The organism is Streptomyces sp. VRA16 Mangrove soil, assembly GCF_017377775.1.
In the GTDB taxonomy this organism is placed as follows: Bacteria; Actinomycetota; Actinomycetes; order Streptomycetales; family Streptomycetaceae; genus Streptomyces.
This window is the reverse complement of sequence record NZ_JAFVLN010000019.1, coordinates 36285-50144: the sequence shown is the minus strand read 5'-3', so window position 1 is coordinate 50144 and position 13860 is coordinate 36285. Positions and strand designations below refer to the sequence as shown.

Genomic DNA, 13860 nt, shown 5'->3' with positions numbered 1-13860 from the left:
CGTCCGTTTCGTCGGACATAAAGGATGTCATCGGGTGCACAGGAACGTCTTATGGTGCCCTGACGTCCCGTGGGAAAAGCTGACGGCGTACAACAGCACAACTGGACCGTGACAGGACCATGCCGGGACGGCGAGTGACGGCGGACGTGCCGAGATCGCTGAACAGATCGAAGTGGGCTGTGACAATCAAGAGCGATCGCAATGGATCGCGCCTGATCGCTTCAGTCCGAAGTGGATCGGGTACCCGCAAAGCCTGACCGGCGACACGACAGCCGTGGATCGAGGAGAGAAAGCTGTGAGCACCGAGAACGAGGGCACTGCGGTCCCCCCGGCCCCGTCCGCACCTCCCGTGCCGGTGGACGCTCCCGCTGCTCCCGCACCGGCCCCTGCGGAGCCCGCCCCGTCGGCCCACCAGGGTGCGGGCCACGACAGCATGGCGAGCCACGGAGCGGCGCACGGTGAGCAGGGAGCGCCCGCCGTGGGCGGCCCCGCGCCCGTGGGCGACTGGCCGCCCCCGCCGCCGGTCGTCCCCGCGTACGCGACGGGCGGTGGCGGTGCACCGGGCGGTGGCGGCTCCTCGTGGGGCGGTGGCGGCGGCGACGGTTCCGGGTGGGGCGACTCCTACCAGCAGCCACAGCCCAAGCCGGGCGGCCGGCGCGGCGGTCTCGTCGCCGGGATCATCGCGGCCGCGCTGGTCGCGGGCGTCGTCGGCGGCGGCGTCGGCTACTGGGCCGCGGAGCGCAACGACAACGGCGGCACCGGCTCCACCACCGTCTCCGCCTCGACCCCCGCGGACGTCAAGCGGGACCCGGGCACCGTCGCGGGGGTGGCCGCCTCGGCGCTGCCCAGCACGGTCACCATCGAGGCCGAGGGCAGCAACGGCGAGGGCGGTACGGGCACCGGCTTCGTGTACGACAAGGAAGGCCACATCCTCACCAACAACCACGTGGTGGCGGAGGCCGTCGACGGCGGCAAGCTGTCGGCGACGTTCTCGAACGGCAAGAAGTACGACGCCGAGGTGATCGGTCACGCGCAGGGCTACGACGTCGCCGTCATCAAGCTCAAGAACGCGCCGAACAACCTCAAGCCGCTCACTCTCGGCAACTCCGACAAGGTCGCCGTCGGTGACTCGACCATCGCGATCGGCGCGCCCTTCGGCCTGTCGAACACGGTGACCACGGGCATCATCTCGGCCAAGGACCGCCCGGTCGCCTCCAGCGACGGCACGAGCGGCAGCAAGGCCTCGTACATGAGCGCCCTGCAGACCGACGCGTCGATCAACCCGGGCAACTCCGGCGGCCCGCTGCTCGACGGCAGCGGCCACGTGATCGGCATCAACTCCGCCATCCAGTCCGCGTCCAGCGGCGGTCTCGGCGGTTCGGGCCAGTCCGGCTCGATCGGTCTCGGCTTCGCCATCCCGATCAACCAGGCCGACATGGTCGCCCAGCAGCTGATCAAGACCGGTCAGCCGGTCTACCCGGTCATCGGTGCCACGGTCTCCATGGAGGAGGGCACCGGCGGCGCGAAGATCACCCAGCAGGGCGCCGGCGGCTCCGCGGCGGTCACGCCGAACGGCCCGGCGGCCAAGGCGGGCCTCAAGCCCGGCGACACCATCACCAAGCTCGACGACACGGTGGTCGACTCCGGCCCGACCCTGATCGGCCAGATCTGGACGCACAAGCCCGGTGACACCGTGAAGCTCACCTACACGCGCGGCGGCAAGGAGCACACCGTCGACGTGACCCTCGGCGAGCGCAAGGGCGACAGCAACTGACGGACCCGCCATCCGGACCCGCTACCCTGGTCCCGCGTCGCACCACGCGAGCGACGCGGGGTGGGTTGCCCGAGCGGCCTAAGGGAACGGTCTTGAAAACCGTCGTGGCGAGAGTCACCGTGGGTTCAAATCCCACACCCACCGCGCAGGTTGAAGGCCCCTGACCAGGAACATCGGTCGGGGGCCTTCGTCGTGCGCGCTGCCCGTGGGTGACCGTGATTCCCCGTGAGTCCCCGGTCTATCGGGCACGTGAGGGGCACGATCGTGGGCCATGTGTGGGCCAGCAGATCCACGCGGTCTGAACAGGTTGTCAGTGCCGCGTGAGAGCCTCCCGGGCATGAGCTACGACTTGGCTGTCTGGGAAGGCGAGAGACCTGCGGACGGCAAGGCTGCCGCGCAGATCTTCCGGGACCTCTATGACCACTACATAGACACCGACGTTGATCACCCGCCGAGCGCCCTTATCGCCGCATACGTCGCCGGACTGCTCGACCGCTGGTGCGACTTGACCGAGGACGAAGACGAGACGTCGCCCTGGTCAACCGGGCCCTTGATCGGCGAGGCAAGCGGCCCGTTCATCTACTTCCCGATGGTCTACAGCATGGCCGAAGAAGCCTCCGCCTTCGCGGCGTCACTGGCGCAGTCCATGGGCCTGGTCTGCTTCGATCCTCAGCACAACATGTTGAGGCCCTCATGAGGCCCTCGACGACTGGAGGGAGAGCGAGCGATCACATCCCACCCTGACCCACCACCTACCCCAGCTCCCATCCCGTCCGCCGTCGACCCACACGCATGTGGAGCGGGCGTGGTTCATGGCGTCCAGGTGGAGCGCGCCACTGTACGAACGACCTGGACGCCATGGGCCGCGTCTGCTCGGCTCTGCCTGGGTCGACGGTGGACGGGATGGGAGCCCACCACGCTCACCACGGTGTGCCCGCGGCCGGGAACGGCGCCCCCTCCCACCCGGTGCCGGCCGATCCCCCGCCGGAGGCATCGTCTGTGACCGTGAGCCGCGAACGTGTCGGGGGCTCGACTCATGACCTCCGGGCCAATCCACAGTGGGCGGGCGTCGGCGCAGCGGGGCGGAGCGGGCCGAAGGCAGGAGCGGCAGCCCAGCGGAGCCGGGAAGCCCGCCCGGCGGAGCGGAGCGCAGCCGGGTGCTTGATGAGGTAGAGAAACTTGTAACACCTCATGGCCGGTATCGGGCTTGGGGACGCTTGAGCCTCCGTGGTGGTCTGGAGACACGGCTTACGGCTCGGGGGTGGAATGGGCTCTGTTCAGGGAGATTTGGCGCGTAACCGTCCCGGCGATGCGGTGCGGCGAAAGATCCGGGAACTCCAACCGAATGCTGTGCGGCGGCTGCTTGATCGCTGGTCTCGTGACTCGGAAATCCGGTCCTGGGCGGACGGGCTCGTGGGAGAGCGGGTCACTGGCCGCCGGCTGGACCGACTTGAGCGGCACGGATGGTTTGTGCTGCATGCCGTGCAGTGGGCGAGCGGCGCCGACATCGACCATCTGCTGATCGGTCCTGCGGGGGTCTTCACCATCAACACCAAACGGCACAAGGGCAAGGTCGTTTGGTACGGGGATCACGCCATCACGGTCAATGGATCTTCCACCCGCTACATTGCGATCAGCCAGGCGGAAGCGCGGCGGGCCGCAAAGGTGTTGTCCCGAGCTTGTGGGTTCGCGGTCTCAGTCAGACCGGTGATCTCGGTGGTGCACGCGGCCAAGATCACCGTCAAGGGCGCTGCTCCCCCGGTGTTGGTGCTCCCGGTGACAGACCTTCCTAGGGTGCTGACGGGCCTGTCACCGGTCTTGTCCTCGGACCAGACCGCCCGGATCTACGACGTCGCGCGGGACCCTCGGACCTGGGCCTGATCGGTCCGCCTTCGTCGGGTCAGCCCAGGGCGTCCGCGCGTTCCGCGAGTGCTCGTAGATCGTCGGAGGCCGCACGTCCGGCCACGAGGATCAGTTCCCTGATCACGTCTCGTGCTGCGATGTGCGTCCGGATCATCTCCGGCGCCAACTCCTCCGCGGCAAGCAGGTAGCTCAGGGCGTCGCCGAAGTGCCGCCGCTGTGCATGGGCTCGTCCGAGATCCATGAGGAGCCGCGCTCGGCGTTCCACGGACAGGTTGCTTGCGTCCAGGTTCTCGCCGATGTCGAGAGCTTCGCCGGCGTCGCCCAGGTCGACGGCTGTGGACACGGCCTGGATCTCCACGTTCGTCGGGCCGAACTCCAAGTTGAAGTCGTTCCGATCCTCTCCGAGCTGAGCCGCGACCTCCCGCGCCTTGTTGATCTGTGTGCGCGCGGTCGTGCGTTCGCCGGCTCGTGCGTGGATGAGTGCGAGCATCAGATGCAGCGAACCGAGCACAGAAAGGTGCTGTGGCGTCGGCTCGTGCTCTTCGACGTAGCGCTGAAGTGCGTTCACAGCCAGGGTCGTTGAGTGTTCTGCCTGGTCAAGGTGCTTCAGTCGCACGAAGGCGTGGGACAGGCGGTAGATGCCTGCGAAAACTCCGAGCGGTTCGCCGGAAAGCTCCGCCTCGCGAATGGCGCGGTCGGCGGCCACCCATGCCGCGTCAGCTTCGTTCTGCCGGACGAAGGCGGCCGCAAGTGCCTGGTACGTGCGGGCGTTCAGCCAGTGCAGCTCATTGCGGAACTCCTCGGGGGCGACCCTCGTCGCTCGTTCCAGCCGGGGCAGCAGCGGCCCGAGAGCAGCACTCAGTTCCGCGAACTGGTCCGTGTGCGTCAGTTCCCAGATGCGCTCTGCCGCAGCTCGGAGATCCTCCATGGCTGTGGGGCGGAAGTCTTCCCGGGGGGTGAGGAGAACGTCCACCGCTGGGTGCCCGGAGAGGATCAGACGGGCCTGATCAAGGTCGTTGGTCTCGGTGTGCGCGGCTGGCTCCGGCTCAGCAGCCGCGGGGGCGTCGGGCTGGAGAACCTGGAGCGGCACGCCCAAGCCATCCGCGAGTAGGCGCAGCACATCCAGGCGATTGACCGGCTGGATGCCTCGCTCCACTTGAGACAGCCAGCTCGACGTTCGACCGATCTCGGCCGCCAGCTCGCTCTGGGTCAGACCTCGCTGCTTACGCAGGTCGGCCACCTTCGCGCCGAATACGCGCCGCTCCTCGGAACTCACTGCTGAACTGCCACCTTCCCCGCGATCGCATCGAGGAACGTCACCTCGACACCGGCAAGGTACTGCTCGCGCTCAGCCAGGAAGTGCTTGGTGTGCGGCTGCGCCTCATGGGCGTCGAACGCGGCGCGGTCGGCGTACAGCTCGTAGAACACGCGCACCAACGGCTCGTCGGTGGGCGTGTGCGTCACATAGGTGAGCGTGCCCGGCTCGTTGCCCTTGATCCCCTCAAGCGTGCGCGCACACAACGCGTCGAAGGCCGTAGCGGCCTCCTCGTCGTGCAGCGTGAAGCGGACTACTAGGCCGAATCCCTCGCTCATGTGCACTCCTCTCAGTCGCAGCCAGTCTCTCAGGACTTCAGAGTTCCTGCGAGTAGCAGTTTCTCTTGACTCGCAGAAAAACTGTGAGTACGTTCGTAGTGAAGCTGCTACTCGACGTGTTCGGGTGGCCAACTCCCATGTACAGGAGGCAAGTTCATGCCGTCCTTCAAGATCGACCTCTCGACCGCCGTGGTCTTCGTGGCCACTGCGCCGGCGCCGAAGCTGGCGAACAAGGCGACGGGCGAGCGGGCCATCGACCGTGAGACGAACGCGCCGCTGTCGACCGTGGGCCTGCTGGTCTCGGACGAGGGGGAGGGGAACCTCTACCAGGTGACCGTCCCGGAGACGGGCATCCCCGACGGGCTCGCGCCGGGCATGCCGGTCGCGGTGACCGGGCTCAAGGCCCGGGACTGGGAGAACGAGTTCAACGGCCAGAAGCGTCACGGGATCTCGTTCCGCGCGATCGCGCTCACCCCGGGGGCCTGATCATGGCTGACCTGACCATGTGGTTCGAGGGCGCGGGCGTCTTAGCGGGCGCCGGCGGTATCGGCTACGCGAAGGTTCGCGCGCCGCGTGCGTACTGGACGTTGGTGGGTCTGCCGGTCGCCCGGATCCGGTTCGCCACGCAGTACCGGGCCACCATGGATGTGTGCGGGCTGACGGTGCGGCCGTCGGGTCTGCGGGCGTTCATGGCCCGCAACCTCGCCCGGTCCGAGGTGCAGCCGGTTCCGCCGAAGGTTCGCCGGGTGCGCGCCACCTCGACCGGGCTCCGGGTCACGCTGCGGCTGCCCGCCGGCCTGGAGCCCCTCGACATCGCGGCCGCCTCCGAGCGGCTGCGGCACGCCTGGGGCGTCCATTCGGTGCACGTGAGGGCGACCAAGCCGGGCTTCGTCGAACTGCGCATGACCGGGTACGACGTCCTGCGCCGGGTCCGGATGCCGCGCAAGGCCCAGCCTCACGATCTGGTGGTGCCGGTCGCGCTGCGCGATGACGGGATGGCCTTCGAGCGGGACTACCGCAAGGTGCCGCACGCACTGACCCTGGGTGCGAACCAGTCCGGCAAGTCCATGTACCAGCGCAATCTGATCAAGGGGCTGGCTCAACTGCCGGTCGCCCTGGTCGGGATCGACTGCAAGCGCGGTGTCGAGCAGTCCCGGTACGCCGATCGTCTGTCGGCTCTCGCGACGAACCCGGATGATGCCGCCTCGCTGATCGACGTCCTTGTTGCGGAGATGGAGGACCGTTTCGACCTGCTCGCCAAGCACGGCGCCTCCGACATGTGGGCCCTGCCCGAGCAACTGCGGCCGGCGCCCGTCGTGGTCCTGGTCGACGAGATCGCGGAACTCTTCCTGATCGCCTCCAAGTCGGACGAGGCCCGCCGCGAGCGCATCGTGACCGGACTGATCCGGCTCGCCCAGCTCTCCCGCGCGGTCGGCATCTACTTGGAGATCTGCGGGCAGCGCTTCGGCTCCGAACTCGGCAAGGGCGCGACCATGCTCCGCGCCCAGCTCACGGGCCGGGTCGTGCACCGCGTCAACGACAAACAGACGGCGGAGATGGGGCTGAACGACGTCGCCCCGGACGCGGTACCGGCCGCCTCGCTGCTCCCGGCCGATCGCCCCGGGCAGGCCGTCGCGGCGGACTCCTCCGGCGGCTGGGCCCGCATCCGCACCCCGCAGACCAGCGAGGCCGACACCGTGGCCACCTGCCGCGCCTTCGCCCACCTGGCCCCGGACCTTCCGGCCCTGGACCCGTTCCGGCCGACGCCCGTTCCGGCGCCGACGCTGATCATCCCGCCGATGCCGAAGCACGCGCCGGCGACTCCCTGACCTCCCCGCCCCACCCGGTTGGCGTGACCGCCTCGCGCCAGGTCCCTACCCCGCCCATGCCTGAATCCGAGAGGAGACCGACGCCATGTGCCCGACCTGCGCCGACCTCGCCATCACGTCCGCCCTCATCTCCGATCTGAGCGATTACGCCAACACCCCGGGCGCCGACGCGGAGTTCGTCGACGTGACCGCGTACGGGCTGATCATCTCGCTGTACGCCACGGGGGAGACCCCGCTGTACCCGCCGCCCGGCCACGACTACCCCCGCCCGATCGGCTGACCGCTGTGGCGGCGAAGAAGAAGACCGGGGCCAAGCCTGCCGCGTGCCGCACCTGCAAAGGCACCGGAGAGGTCTCCGTCCCGGTCCGCGTCGGCCGCAAGCGCCGCGTCGCCGGAGCGCAGACCGGGATGTGCCTGGCCTGCCTCGGCTCGGGCGACGCGCCCACCGACTGAACCGCCGGGGCCGGGCGGCCGGACACCGATCCCCGCCCGCTCCCGGCTCAACGCCCGAAGGAGGTGACCGACATGAGCCGCTCGATCCGCCCGGACGCCGTCCTCATCCAAGCCGTGATCGCCGGGGCCCTGTCCTTCGCCCACCTGCACGACCTTGCCTCCGCAGCCGGACAGACCGGATGGAAGGCATGGGCCTACCCCGTCTCCGTCGACCTGCTCTTGGTCGCCGCCTGGCGCCGGCTGCGCGTCGCCCGCCGGGACCGCTCGGCCTGGACCTGGTTCTTGATCGCGCTGTTCGCCTCGCTCGGCGCCAACATCGCCACCGCCGGACTCCTCGACCTGAAGCACGTCCCGGCCTGGCTGGGCATCCTCGTCGCCGGCTGGCCCGCGCTCGCGTTCCTCGGCGGCACGCTCTTGGTCCACTCACCCACTGAACCGACCCCCGTGCCGGAACCTGCCTCGTCTCCCGTGCCGGTCGCCGAACCGACCGACGTGCCCGAAGTCGAGGTGCATCGTCCAGACGAAACCGGCTCGGAGGTACCGGAGTTGGTCCCGGCCGCGCCGGAACCTGCCCCGGCGCCGAAGACCCCGGCTGTCCCCCCGGCCTTGCTCGATCACGCCCGAAAGATCGCCGACACCCACGCGGCATCGACAGGAACCCCGATCGCCCCCGAGACCCTGCGGGCTCGCCTGGGACTGCCCGCCCCAATGGCCGACGCCATCGCCGCCCATCTCCAACTCACCTGATCAGAAAGGAAGAACGCGTCATGACCGAGTACCGACGCTTCCGCGACGTCCGCAAGATCGGGCCCGTCCAGGTCGCCAGTTTCTACGACGGACGCGGACGCGACCGCCACACCGCCGCGTGCACCGCCCCGCGCTGCGACTTCTCCACCGAGTACAACAACCGCTCTGCCGCCGAACTCGCCGCCCGCACCCACCGCTGCACGGCCTAGGAGGCCTCGTGGACGTCCCGCTCTGGCTCGCCCTGCTCGCCGTCGGGGTGCTGGGCCTCAAGCTCACCCGCCCGCCGTGGTGGCTCGTGATCCTGCTTCTGCTGGGCGGCTACCTCATCGCCGGCAGCTTCCTCGGTCCGGCCGTCGACTCCCTCATCAACTGACCACTACTGAAAGGAGGTTCAGGCCGTGCTCACGCCCAAGATCCCAGTGAATCAGCAACCGACCGGCGAGATCGTCCCGCTGAGCGGAAGCATCGTCGACCAGAGCACGCATGGCACGACTGCCTGTCACTGCCAGAGCCACACTCCGGCGCAGGCCACATCCGCTAGGCCCACGGTGCAGCTCACCCCCGGCTCGATCGCCCTGCTCGTCGGCGGCGGCACCGCGGCCGTGCTCGTCATCGGCGCCGTGCTGGTCTCCATGCTCCTCGCCGTCGCCATTACCGCCAGCTCGCTCGCGATCACCGCACTCGTCATCCGCTCCATCCTCAACCACGAAAGGAAGCACTGACCATGGGTTTCTTCAAGCGCCAGGAAGTCGACCACTACGAGGCGGACCGCGCTCTCCAGGCGGAGAAGCGTCGGGGTAGCCAGGAGCTCAACGCCATCCGCGACCGGATCGGCGACGGCACCGCCACGGACCAGGACTACAAGATCTTCCGCAAGGTCACGGGCATCAAGCGCTCGGAGCTCTAAATGCCGCCCGGGGCGGCCTCTACCGCCAAGTATCCGCCGCCCCGGACGGCTCCACCCTCCAGATCCCACGGACCCGAAAGGGAAGTCCCATCATGGCCCAGCTCACCCCTGCCCGCGCACGGATCTGCCCCGCCTGCGACGGCTTCGCCTCCGTCAAGGTCACCCTCGGCGGCCGCGACCGCCGCGGACACCTGCGCACCATCACCGCCCACTGCCCGGCCTGCCACGGAACCGGCACCGCACGACCGGCACGCACCGCCCGGATCGAGGTGGCGGCGTGAACTCCGTAACCCTGCACGCGCACTTGGCCACTGAGACCGAGTACGTGATCCGCGTCTTTGGCGGCGACCACCACGACGCGCGGGACCCCTTCGTCAGCCTCCGTGTCGGCGACGGACAAGACATGGACATCGTGTTCATCGTCGATGTCGACGCAGCCGAATCCCTCCGTGGACTCGCGCAGGCCGCCAACGCAGCCGCCGATCTCCTGGCTGACCGGTCCGCGGCGGTGGCCGATGTCTGATCTCACTCCCACGTCTGAGCGTCCGGGCCTGCACGTCAGCAAGCCCTCACCCTCCGATCCCGCCACCGGATCCGCGGTCTGCCACTGCGGCGCCTCCGCCACCGCCACGGGTGACGCGCAGGTCAAGGCACTGGTCGACGGCTGGACAGCAAACCACGGCTCCGCCCACAACCAGACAGGACGGTGACGATGGCTGCTCCCGTCATCGCGGCGGGCCTGGACCCGGCGACCCTCACCGACGTGCTGAGGGTCGCCGGGTCCCCCGGCTTCGACCGCCTCCAAGACCAGATCCGCCGAACCGGCGGCTGCACCGACCCCATCCACCTCCAGGGCTCGACCGTCACCCGCGACCGCGCCACCGGACAGGTCCTCTACAGCTACTCCACCGACGCCGAACCGAGCGGCAAGCTCCGCATCGCGTGCGGCAACCGCCGCGCCTCGCGCTGCCCCGCCTGCGCCTGGACCTACGCGGGTGACACCTACCACCTGATCCGCGCCGGCCTCGTCGGCGACCCGGACAAGGGCACCCCGCACACCATCCGCGATCACCCCCGCGTCTTCGCTACCCTCACTGCACCCAGCTTCGGCCCCGTCCACAACCGGCCTGGCACCCGGCCTTGCCGCTGCGGCACCCGACACCCGGACGACTCGCCCGCGTTGGGCACCCCGCTCGACCCGAACACCTACGACTACGCGGGCGCGGTGCTGTGGAACAACCACGCCTCCGAACTCTGGCGCTACTTCACGATCTATCTGCGCCGTGAGATCGCCGCTCGCGCTGGCCTGACCCAGAAGGCTGCCCGCGAGCAGTCCAAGGTGTCCTTCGGCAAGGTCGCTGAGTACCAAAAACGCGGCGCCGTGCACTTCCACGCCGTGATCCGCTTCGACGGACCCGAAGGACCCGACACCCCGCCCCCGCACTGGGCCAGCGTTGCCCTGCTCACCGACGCGATCCAGGCCGCCGCCGCCCGCGCCCAAGTCGATGTCCCGCCCGTCGGCGAACACCCGGCCCGGGTCCTGCGCTGGGGCACCCAACTCGACGTCCGCCCCATCAAGGCGTTCGACGACGGGGCAGAGGTCACCGAACAGGCCGTTGCCTCCTACGTCGCCAAATACGCCACGAAGGCAGCCGAGACGACCGGCACCGTCGACCGCCGCGTCGGCAACAGGGAAGCCCTCGTCCTCCTCGACGTGCCCGACCACCCGCGCCGGCTCATCGAGGCATGCATGGACCTGCACGCCGACTACCCGGATCGCAAGCTCCGCGACTGGGCCCACATGCTCGGCTTCCGCGGTCACTTCTCCACGAAATCCCGTCGCTACTCGACGACCCTCGGCGCCTTGAGGCAGGTCCGTGCCGACTACCGCGCCGCCCAGCAACGCGCTTCCTTGGGCCTGCCTGACCCGGACGACAGTCCCGAGGCGACGACGCTCACGCTCGCCCACTGGACCTACGCCGGTCACGGCCACACCCCCGGCGAATCCTGGCTCGCCGCCATCATCCGCCGCGACATCGAGCAAAACCGAGAGGCCGCCCGCGAAGAACGCACCACCGACGCACTGATCGAAGGGGAGGCGTGGTGACGATGGAACGTCTGTTGACCGTGCAGCAAGCCGCCGAAGCGCTCGGTACCGGAGTCCGGTTCCCGCGCCGGCTCATCGAGGAGCGGCGCATCACCTTCGTGAAGGTCGGTCGGCACGTTCGAATCCCGGAAGGGGCCCTGGCGTCCTTCATCACGGAGCACACCGTGGAGCCGGTCGCCGTGACCTACCGGAGGGCCGCGTAATGGCTGGAAAGCGCAAGTCCCGCCGGAACTTCGGCCGTATCCGCAAGCTGCCCTCCGGTCGCTTCCAAGCGCGCTATCCGGGCCCTGACGGCGTGCTCCGCCCCGCGGACCGCACGTTCGCCACGACGACGGACGCCGGTCGGTGGCTCGACAAGAAGCGCATCGAGATCGAAGACGGCCGGTGGCTCGACCCCGCCGAAGGGCAGACGACGGTACGCGATTGGTCGGCGCGCTGGCTGGCCGCGGTCTCCCCGCAGCTCAAGCACAAGACCCAAGCCACGTACCGGTCTCTGATCAACTCCCTGATCAATCCGGCACTCGGCGACCGGGAGCTGTCGAGCCTGCGGCCCATCACGGTCACGGAATGGGTCGGCTCGATGCGGACCAAGGGGCTCAGCGCGTCCCGCATCCGGCAGGCATACCGAGTGCTCTCGCAGATCACGCAGTCCGCCGTCGACAACGACATGATCCCGGTGACGCCATGCCGGAGTGTGAAGCTCCCGCGAATGCCCCAGACCGAGCCGCACATCCTGACCCCGCTCGAAGCGTCCCGGGTGGTGCGGAGCGCGGCCGAGCCCCATGACCTGCTGATCGCGCTCCTCGCGTACGCGGGCCTGCGCGTCGGTGAGGCGTTCGCCCTCCGCCGCGTCGACATCGACGCAGCCGGCGGCTTCGTTCTCGTGGATGAGAACCTCGCCGAAGCGAACGGCAAACTGGTCTTCGACACCCCGAAGTCGCACCAGAAGCGGCTGATCCGCGTCGGCCCGACCCTCGCCAAGCGGCTCGGGAAGTACCTGGAAACCCTCCCCGGCGGGGATGACGCGCTCCTCTTCACCACGCCTGCGGGCAAGCCCCTGCGCTACAACCAGTGGCGCAAGGCGTACTTCGACCCTGCCGTGTCGGCGGCTGGCCTGACCGACGTGACCCCGCATGATCTCCGGGCCTCGCATGGAACCTGGGTCGCCGACAAGTACGGCGTCATGACCGCCGCGCATCGGCTCGGGCACTCGAACGCGAGCGTCACCACCCGGCACTACGCCCGGCCGGTTGCCGGTCGTGATGATCAGGTGGCCGAAGCGTCGGACTCCTGGATGAGCGGGCACGATCATGAACCGGGGGCACGTAGCGGGCACGACGACGATGACGACGGGTCCTCCGGGGCTCTCGTACCTGTCTGACCTGCGGCGGAGATCCCACCGCCCATGATCGGCGAGAGATCTTGAAAACCGTCGTGGCGAGAGTCACCGTGGGTTCAAATCCCACACCCACCGCATAGTCGAGAGCCCCCGGCCGGACCCCGGCCGGGGGCTCTCGGCCGTTCACGGGGGCCGGGGATCGGGAGATCCCGGGCGACGTGTTCAGGCGCCGGCCGTGAGGCGGGCCGCCGAGGCGATCGTGGAGCGGGCCTCGCGTTCGGAGAGGCCGGTGCGGACCGCGGCGTCGGTCAGGGCGTCGGCGAGGGTGTCACCGAGCCCGTTCTCGTAGGCGCGGCAGGCCGCCCAGAAGAGACGGGTGTTGCGCTGCCCCTCGTGGGCGCCGAGCACGAACTGCACGAGCCCTGCGCCGTGTTGGCCGCTCGGGCCGGGCCCGGGGTGGTGCGGCCGGGGCGGGGGCGTGAGCAGCCGCAGCAGCGTGGGCGGGCACGGCGCGGGCGGCAGGTGCGCGGTGCCGGGCACCGTGCTGTAGACGCCGTGCTCGGTGCGTGAGCCGGGGCCCACCAGGTAGCCGCCCGCGCCGCGGATGTCGATGCCGGGGGCGAGCCGGCCCGCCGAGTTGGGCACGACGACGTCCGGCGGACCGGACAGCCACAGGTGGCGGCCGCCGCTCGGGGTGGCCACGACCACCGTCTCCGGGATCGTGAACAGATGCCGTAAGGCCAGCTCGCGCAGCGCGGCGGAGGAGTCGGTCCCGGTCTTGGTGTCCAGGTCGACGCCGATCAGGTGGTGCGGCGCAAGCCCGCACGCGATCCCGTACCCGGTGGCCCTGGGCGCCGCGGCGAACAGGGCGCGGATCCGGCGCGGGTCGGTCGTCGCGTCGTACACGCCATGACCCGGCAGCCCGCATTCGCCGTGGCAGCGGGGCGCCGACGGAGGGTCGTCGCGGTGCGGGGAGGGCAGCGCCGGGAGCTTGGTGCGCGACAGCGGGATCACGGCGAGCCCGCGCTCGGCCGCGGAGAGGGCGTGCGCGAGAGCCAGGGTCGCGAGGGGCGCGGAGGGCGAGGACGGTCCGGCGTGCGTGCGGCGGGCGGGGTTCCGATCGGTGGTGGCCATGCCCTCATTTTCGTACGAGTGTTCGAAAGAGGGAAGGGGGCTGCTCCGAACGGGGTGCCGATTTACCAAAAATGTGCTGAAACGCTTCACCGTATGGGAGGGCTGGGGCGTGAT

21 protein-coding genes and 1 tRNA gene are annotated in these 13860 nt (G+C 69.5%); 19 read left to right on the top strand and 3 right to left on the bottom strand.

Going from position 1 to position 13860, the window contains the following annotated elements; all coding sequences use genetic code 11:
• The first annotated feature begins 295 nt into the window (after window positions 1–295).
• The 4 genes from J3486_RS36400 to J3486_RS36385 all read left to right on the top strand — a co-directional run bounded on the left by J3486_RS36400 (window position 296) and on the right by J3486_RS36385 (window position 3655).
• Window positions 296–1774, top strand: coding sequence for a S1C family serine protease (locus J3486_RS36400; protein WP_207828091.1), 1479 nt, complete (start codon window positions 296–298; stop codon window positions 1772–1774).
• 59 nt (window positions 1775–1833) lie between these two features.
• Window positions 1834–1918 (top strand) — tRNA-Ser (locus J3486_RS36395).
• 193 nt (window positions 1919–2111) lie between these two features.
• Entirely contained in the window at window positions 2112–2471 is a 360-nt protein-coding gene (locus J3486_RS36390; RefSeq protein ID WP_207828090.1) for a hypothetical protein, read from the top strand.
• A gap of 569 nt (window positions 2472–3040) precedes the next feature.
• Window positions 3041–3655, top strand: a complete 615-nt coding sequence (locus J3486_RS36385; protein WP_207828089.1) for a nuclease-related domain-containing protein — start codon at window positions 3041–3043, stop codon at window positions 3653–3655.
• A gap of 19 nt (window positions 3656–3674) precedes the next feature.
• On the opposite strand, the gene J3486_RS36380 is transcribed toward J3486_RS36385, so the two are convergent.
• A complete protein-coding gene (locus J3486_RS36380; protein ID WP_207828088.1) occupies window positions 3675–4913 on the bottom strand; it encodes a helix-turn-helix domain-containing protein in 1239 nt (412 codons plus the stop codon).
• Window positions 4910–5230: a putative quinol monooxygenase gene (locus tag J3486_RS36375; RefSeq protein WP_207828087.1), complete on the bottom strand. Its 321-nt coding sequence runs from the start codon at window positions 5228–5230 to the stop codon at window positions 4910–4912. The genes J3486_RS36380 and J3486_RS36375 overlap by 4 nt, the downstream gene beginning before the upstream one ends.
• 156 nt (window positions 5231–5386) lie before the next feature.
• Here J3486_RS36375 and J3486_RS36370 point away from each other — a divergent pair, with 156 nt between their 5' ends.
• The 15 genes from J3486_RS36370 (at window position 5387) to J3486_RS36305 (ending at window position 12654) form a co-directional block, all read left to right on the top strand.
• Entirely contained in the window at window positions 5387–5716 is a 330-nt protein-coding gene (locus J3486_RS36370; RefSeq protein WP_207828086.1) for a hypothetical protein, read from the top strand.
• A 2-nt stretch (window positions 5717–5718) separates the two neighbouring features.
• Window positions 5719–7059: an FtsK/SpoIIIE domain-containing protein gene (locus tag J3486_RS36365; protein WP_207828085.1), complete on the top strand. Its 1341-nt coding sequence runs from the start codon at window positions 5719–5721 to the stop codon at window positions 7057–7059.
• An 85-nt stretch (window positions 7060–7144) separates the two neighbouring features.
• Window positions 7145–7339 (top strand): hypothetical protein, encoded by a 195-nt coding sequence (locus J3486_RS36360; protein ID WP_207828084.1) that lies wholly within the window; start codon window positions 7145–7147, stop codon window positions 7337–7339.
• Window positions 7340–7344: 5 nt separating this feature from the next.
• Window positions 7345–7512, top strand: coding sequence for a hypothetical protein (locus J3486_RS36355; protein WP_207828083.1), 168 nt, complete (start codon window positions 7345–7347; stop codon window positions 7510–7512).
• A 72-nt stretch (window positions 7513–7584) separates the two neighbouring features.
• The gene (locus tag J3486_RS36350; RefSeq protein WP_207828082.1) at window positions 7585–8259 is read left to right on the top strand and encodes a DUF2637 domain-containing protein; all 675 of its coding nucleotides are present in this window, start codon (window positions 7585–7587) and stop codon (window positions 8257–8259) included.
• A 20-nt stretch (window positions 8260–8279) separates the two neighbouring features.
• Entirely contained in the window at window positions 8280–8468 is a 189-nt protein-coding gene (locus tag J3486_RS36345) for a mobile element transfer protein (protein ID WP_207828081.1), read from the top strand.
• 8 nt (window positions 8469–8476) lie between these two features.
• Window positions 8477–8632, top strand: coding sequence for a hypothetical protein (locus tag J3486_RS36340; protein WP_207828080.1), 156 nt, complete (start codon window positions 8477–8479; stop codon window positions 8630–8632).
• Window positions 8633–8657: 25 nt separating this feature from the next.
• The gene (locus J3486_RS36335; protein WP_207828079.1) at window positions 8658–8981 is read left to right on the top strand and encodes a SpdD-like protein; all 324 of its coding nucleotides are present in this window, start codon (window positions 8658–8660) and stop codon (window positions 8979–8981) included.
• 2 nt (window positions 8982–8983) lie between these two features.
• Window positions 8984–9166, top strand: coding sequence for a hypothetical protein (locus tag J3486_RS36330; RefSeq protein ID WP_207828078.1), 183 nt, complete (start codon window positions 8984–8986; stop codon window positions 9164–9166).
• A gap of 92 nt (window positions 9167–9258) precedes the next feature.
• On the top strand, window positions 9259–9447 hold the full coding sequence (locus tag J3486_RS36325; protein ID WP_207828077.1) for a hypothetical protein: 189 nt from the start codon (window positions 9259–9261) through the stop codon (window positions 9445–9447).
• 23 nt (window positions 9448–9470) lie between these two features.
• Window positions 9471–9689, top strand: a complete 219-nt coding sequence (locus J3486_RS36320) for a hypothetical protein (protein ID WP_207828076.1) — start codon at window positions 9471–9473, stop codon at window positions 9687–9689.
• Window positions 9682–9876, top strand: coding sequence for a hypothetical protein (locus tag J3486_RS44495; RefSeq protein ID WP_229379180.1), 195 nt, complete (start codon window positions 9682–9684; stop codon window positions 9874–9876). Before J3486_RS36320 ends, J3486_RS44495 begins: the two co-directional genes overlap by 8 nt.
• Before the next feature lie 2 nt (window positions 9877–9878).
• Window positions 9879–11273: a replication initiator protein RepSA gene (gene repSA, locus J3486_RS36315; protein ID WP_207828075.1), complete on the top strand. Its 1395-nt coding sequence runs from the start codon at window positions 9879–9881 to the stop codon at window positions 11271–11273.
• A gap of 2 nt (window positions 11274–11275) precedes the next feature.
• Complete coding sequence (locus tag J3486_RS36310; protein ID WP_207828074.1) at window positions 11276–11476, top strand: excisionase family DNA-binding protein; 201 nt, start codon at window positions 11276–11278, stop codon at window positions 11474–11476.
• Window positions 11476–12654, top strand: a complete 1179-nt coding sequence (locus J3486_RS36305) for a site-specific integrase (protein ID WP_207828073.1) — start codon at window positions 11476–11478, stop codon at window positions 12652–12654. The genes J3486_RS36310 and J3486_RS36305 overlap by 1 nt, the downstream gene beginning before the upstream one ends.
• A gap of 180 nt (window positions 12655–12834) precedes the next feature.
• Here the strand turns inward: J3486_RS36305 and J3486_RS36300 are convergent, their stop codons facing one another.
• A complete protein-coding gene (locus tag J3486_RS36300) occupies window positions 12835–13746 on the bottom strand; it encodes a bifunctional DNA primase/polymerase (RefSeq protein WP_229379179.1) in 912 nt (303 codons plus the stop codon).
• Between the last annotated feature and the right edge of the window lie 114 nt (window positions 13747–13860).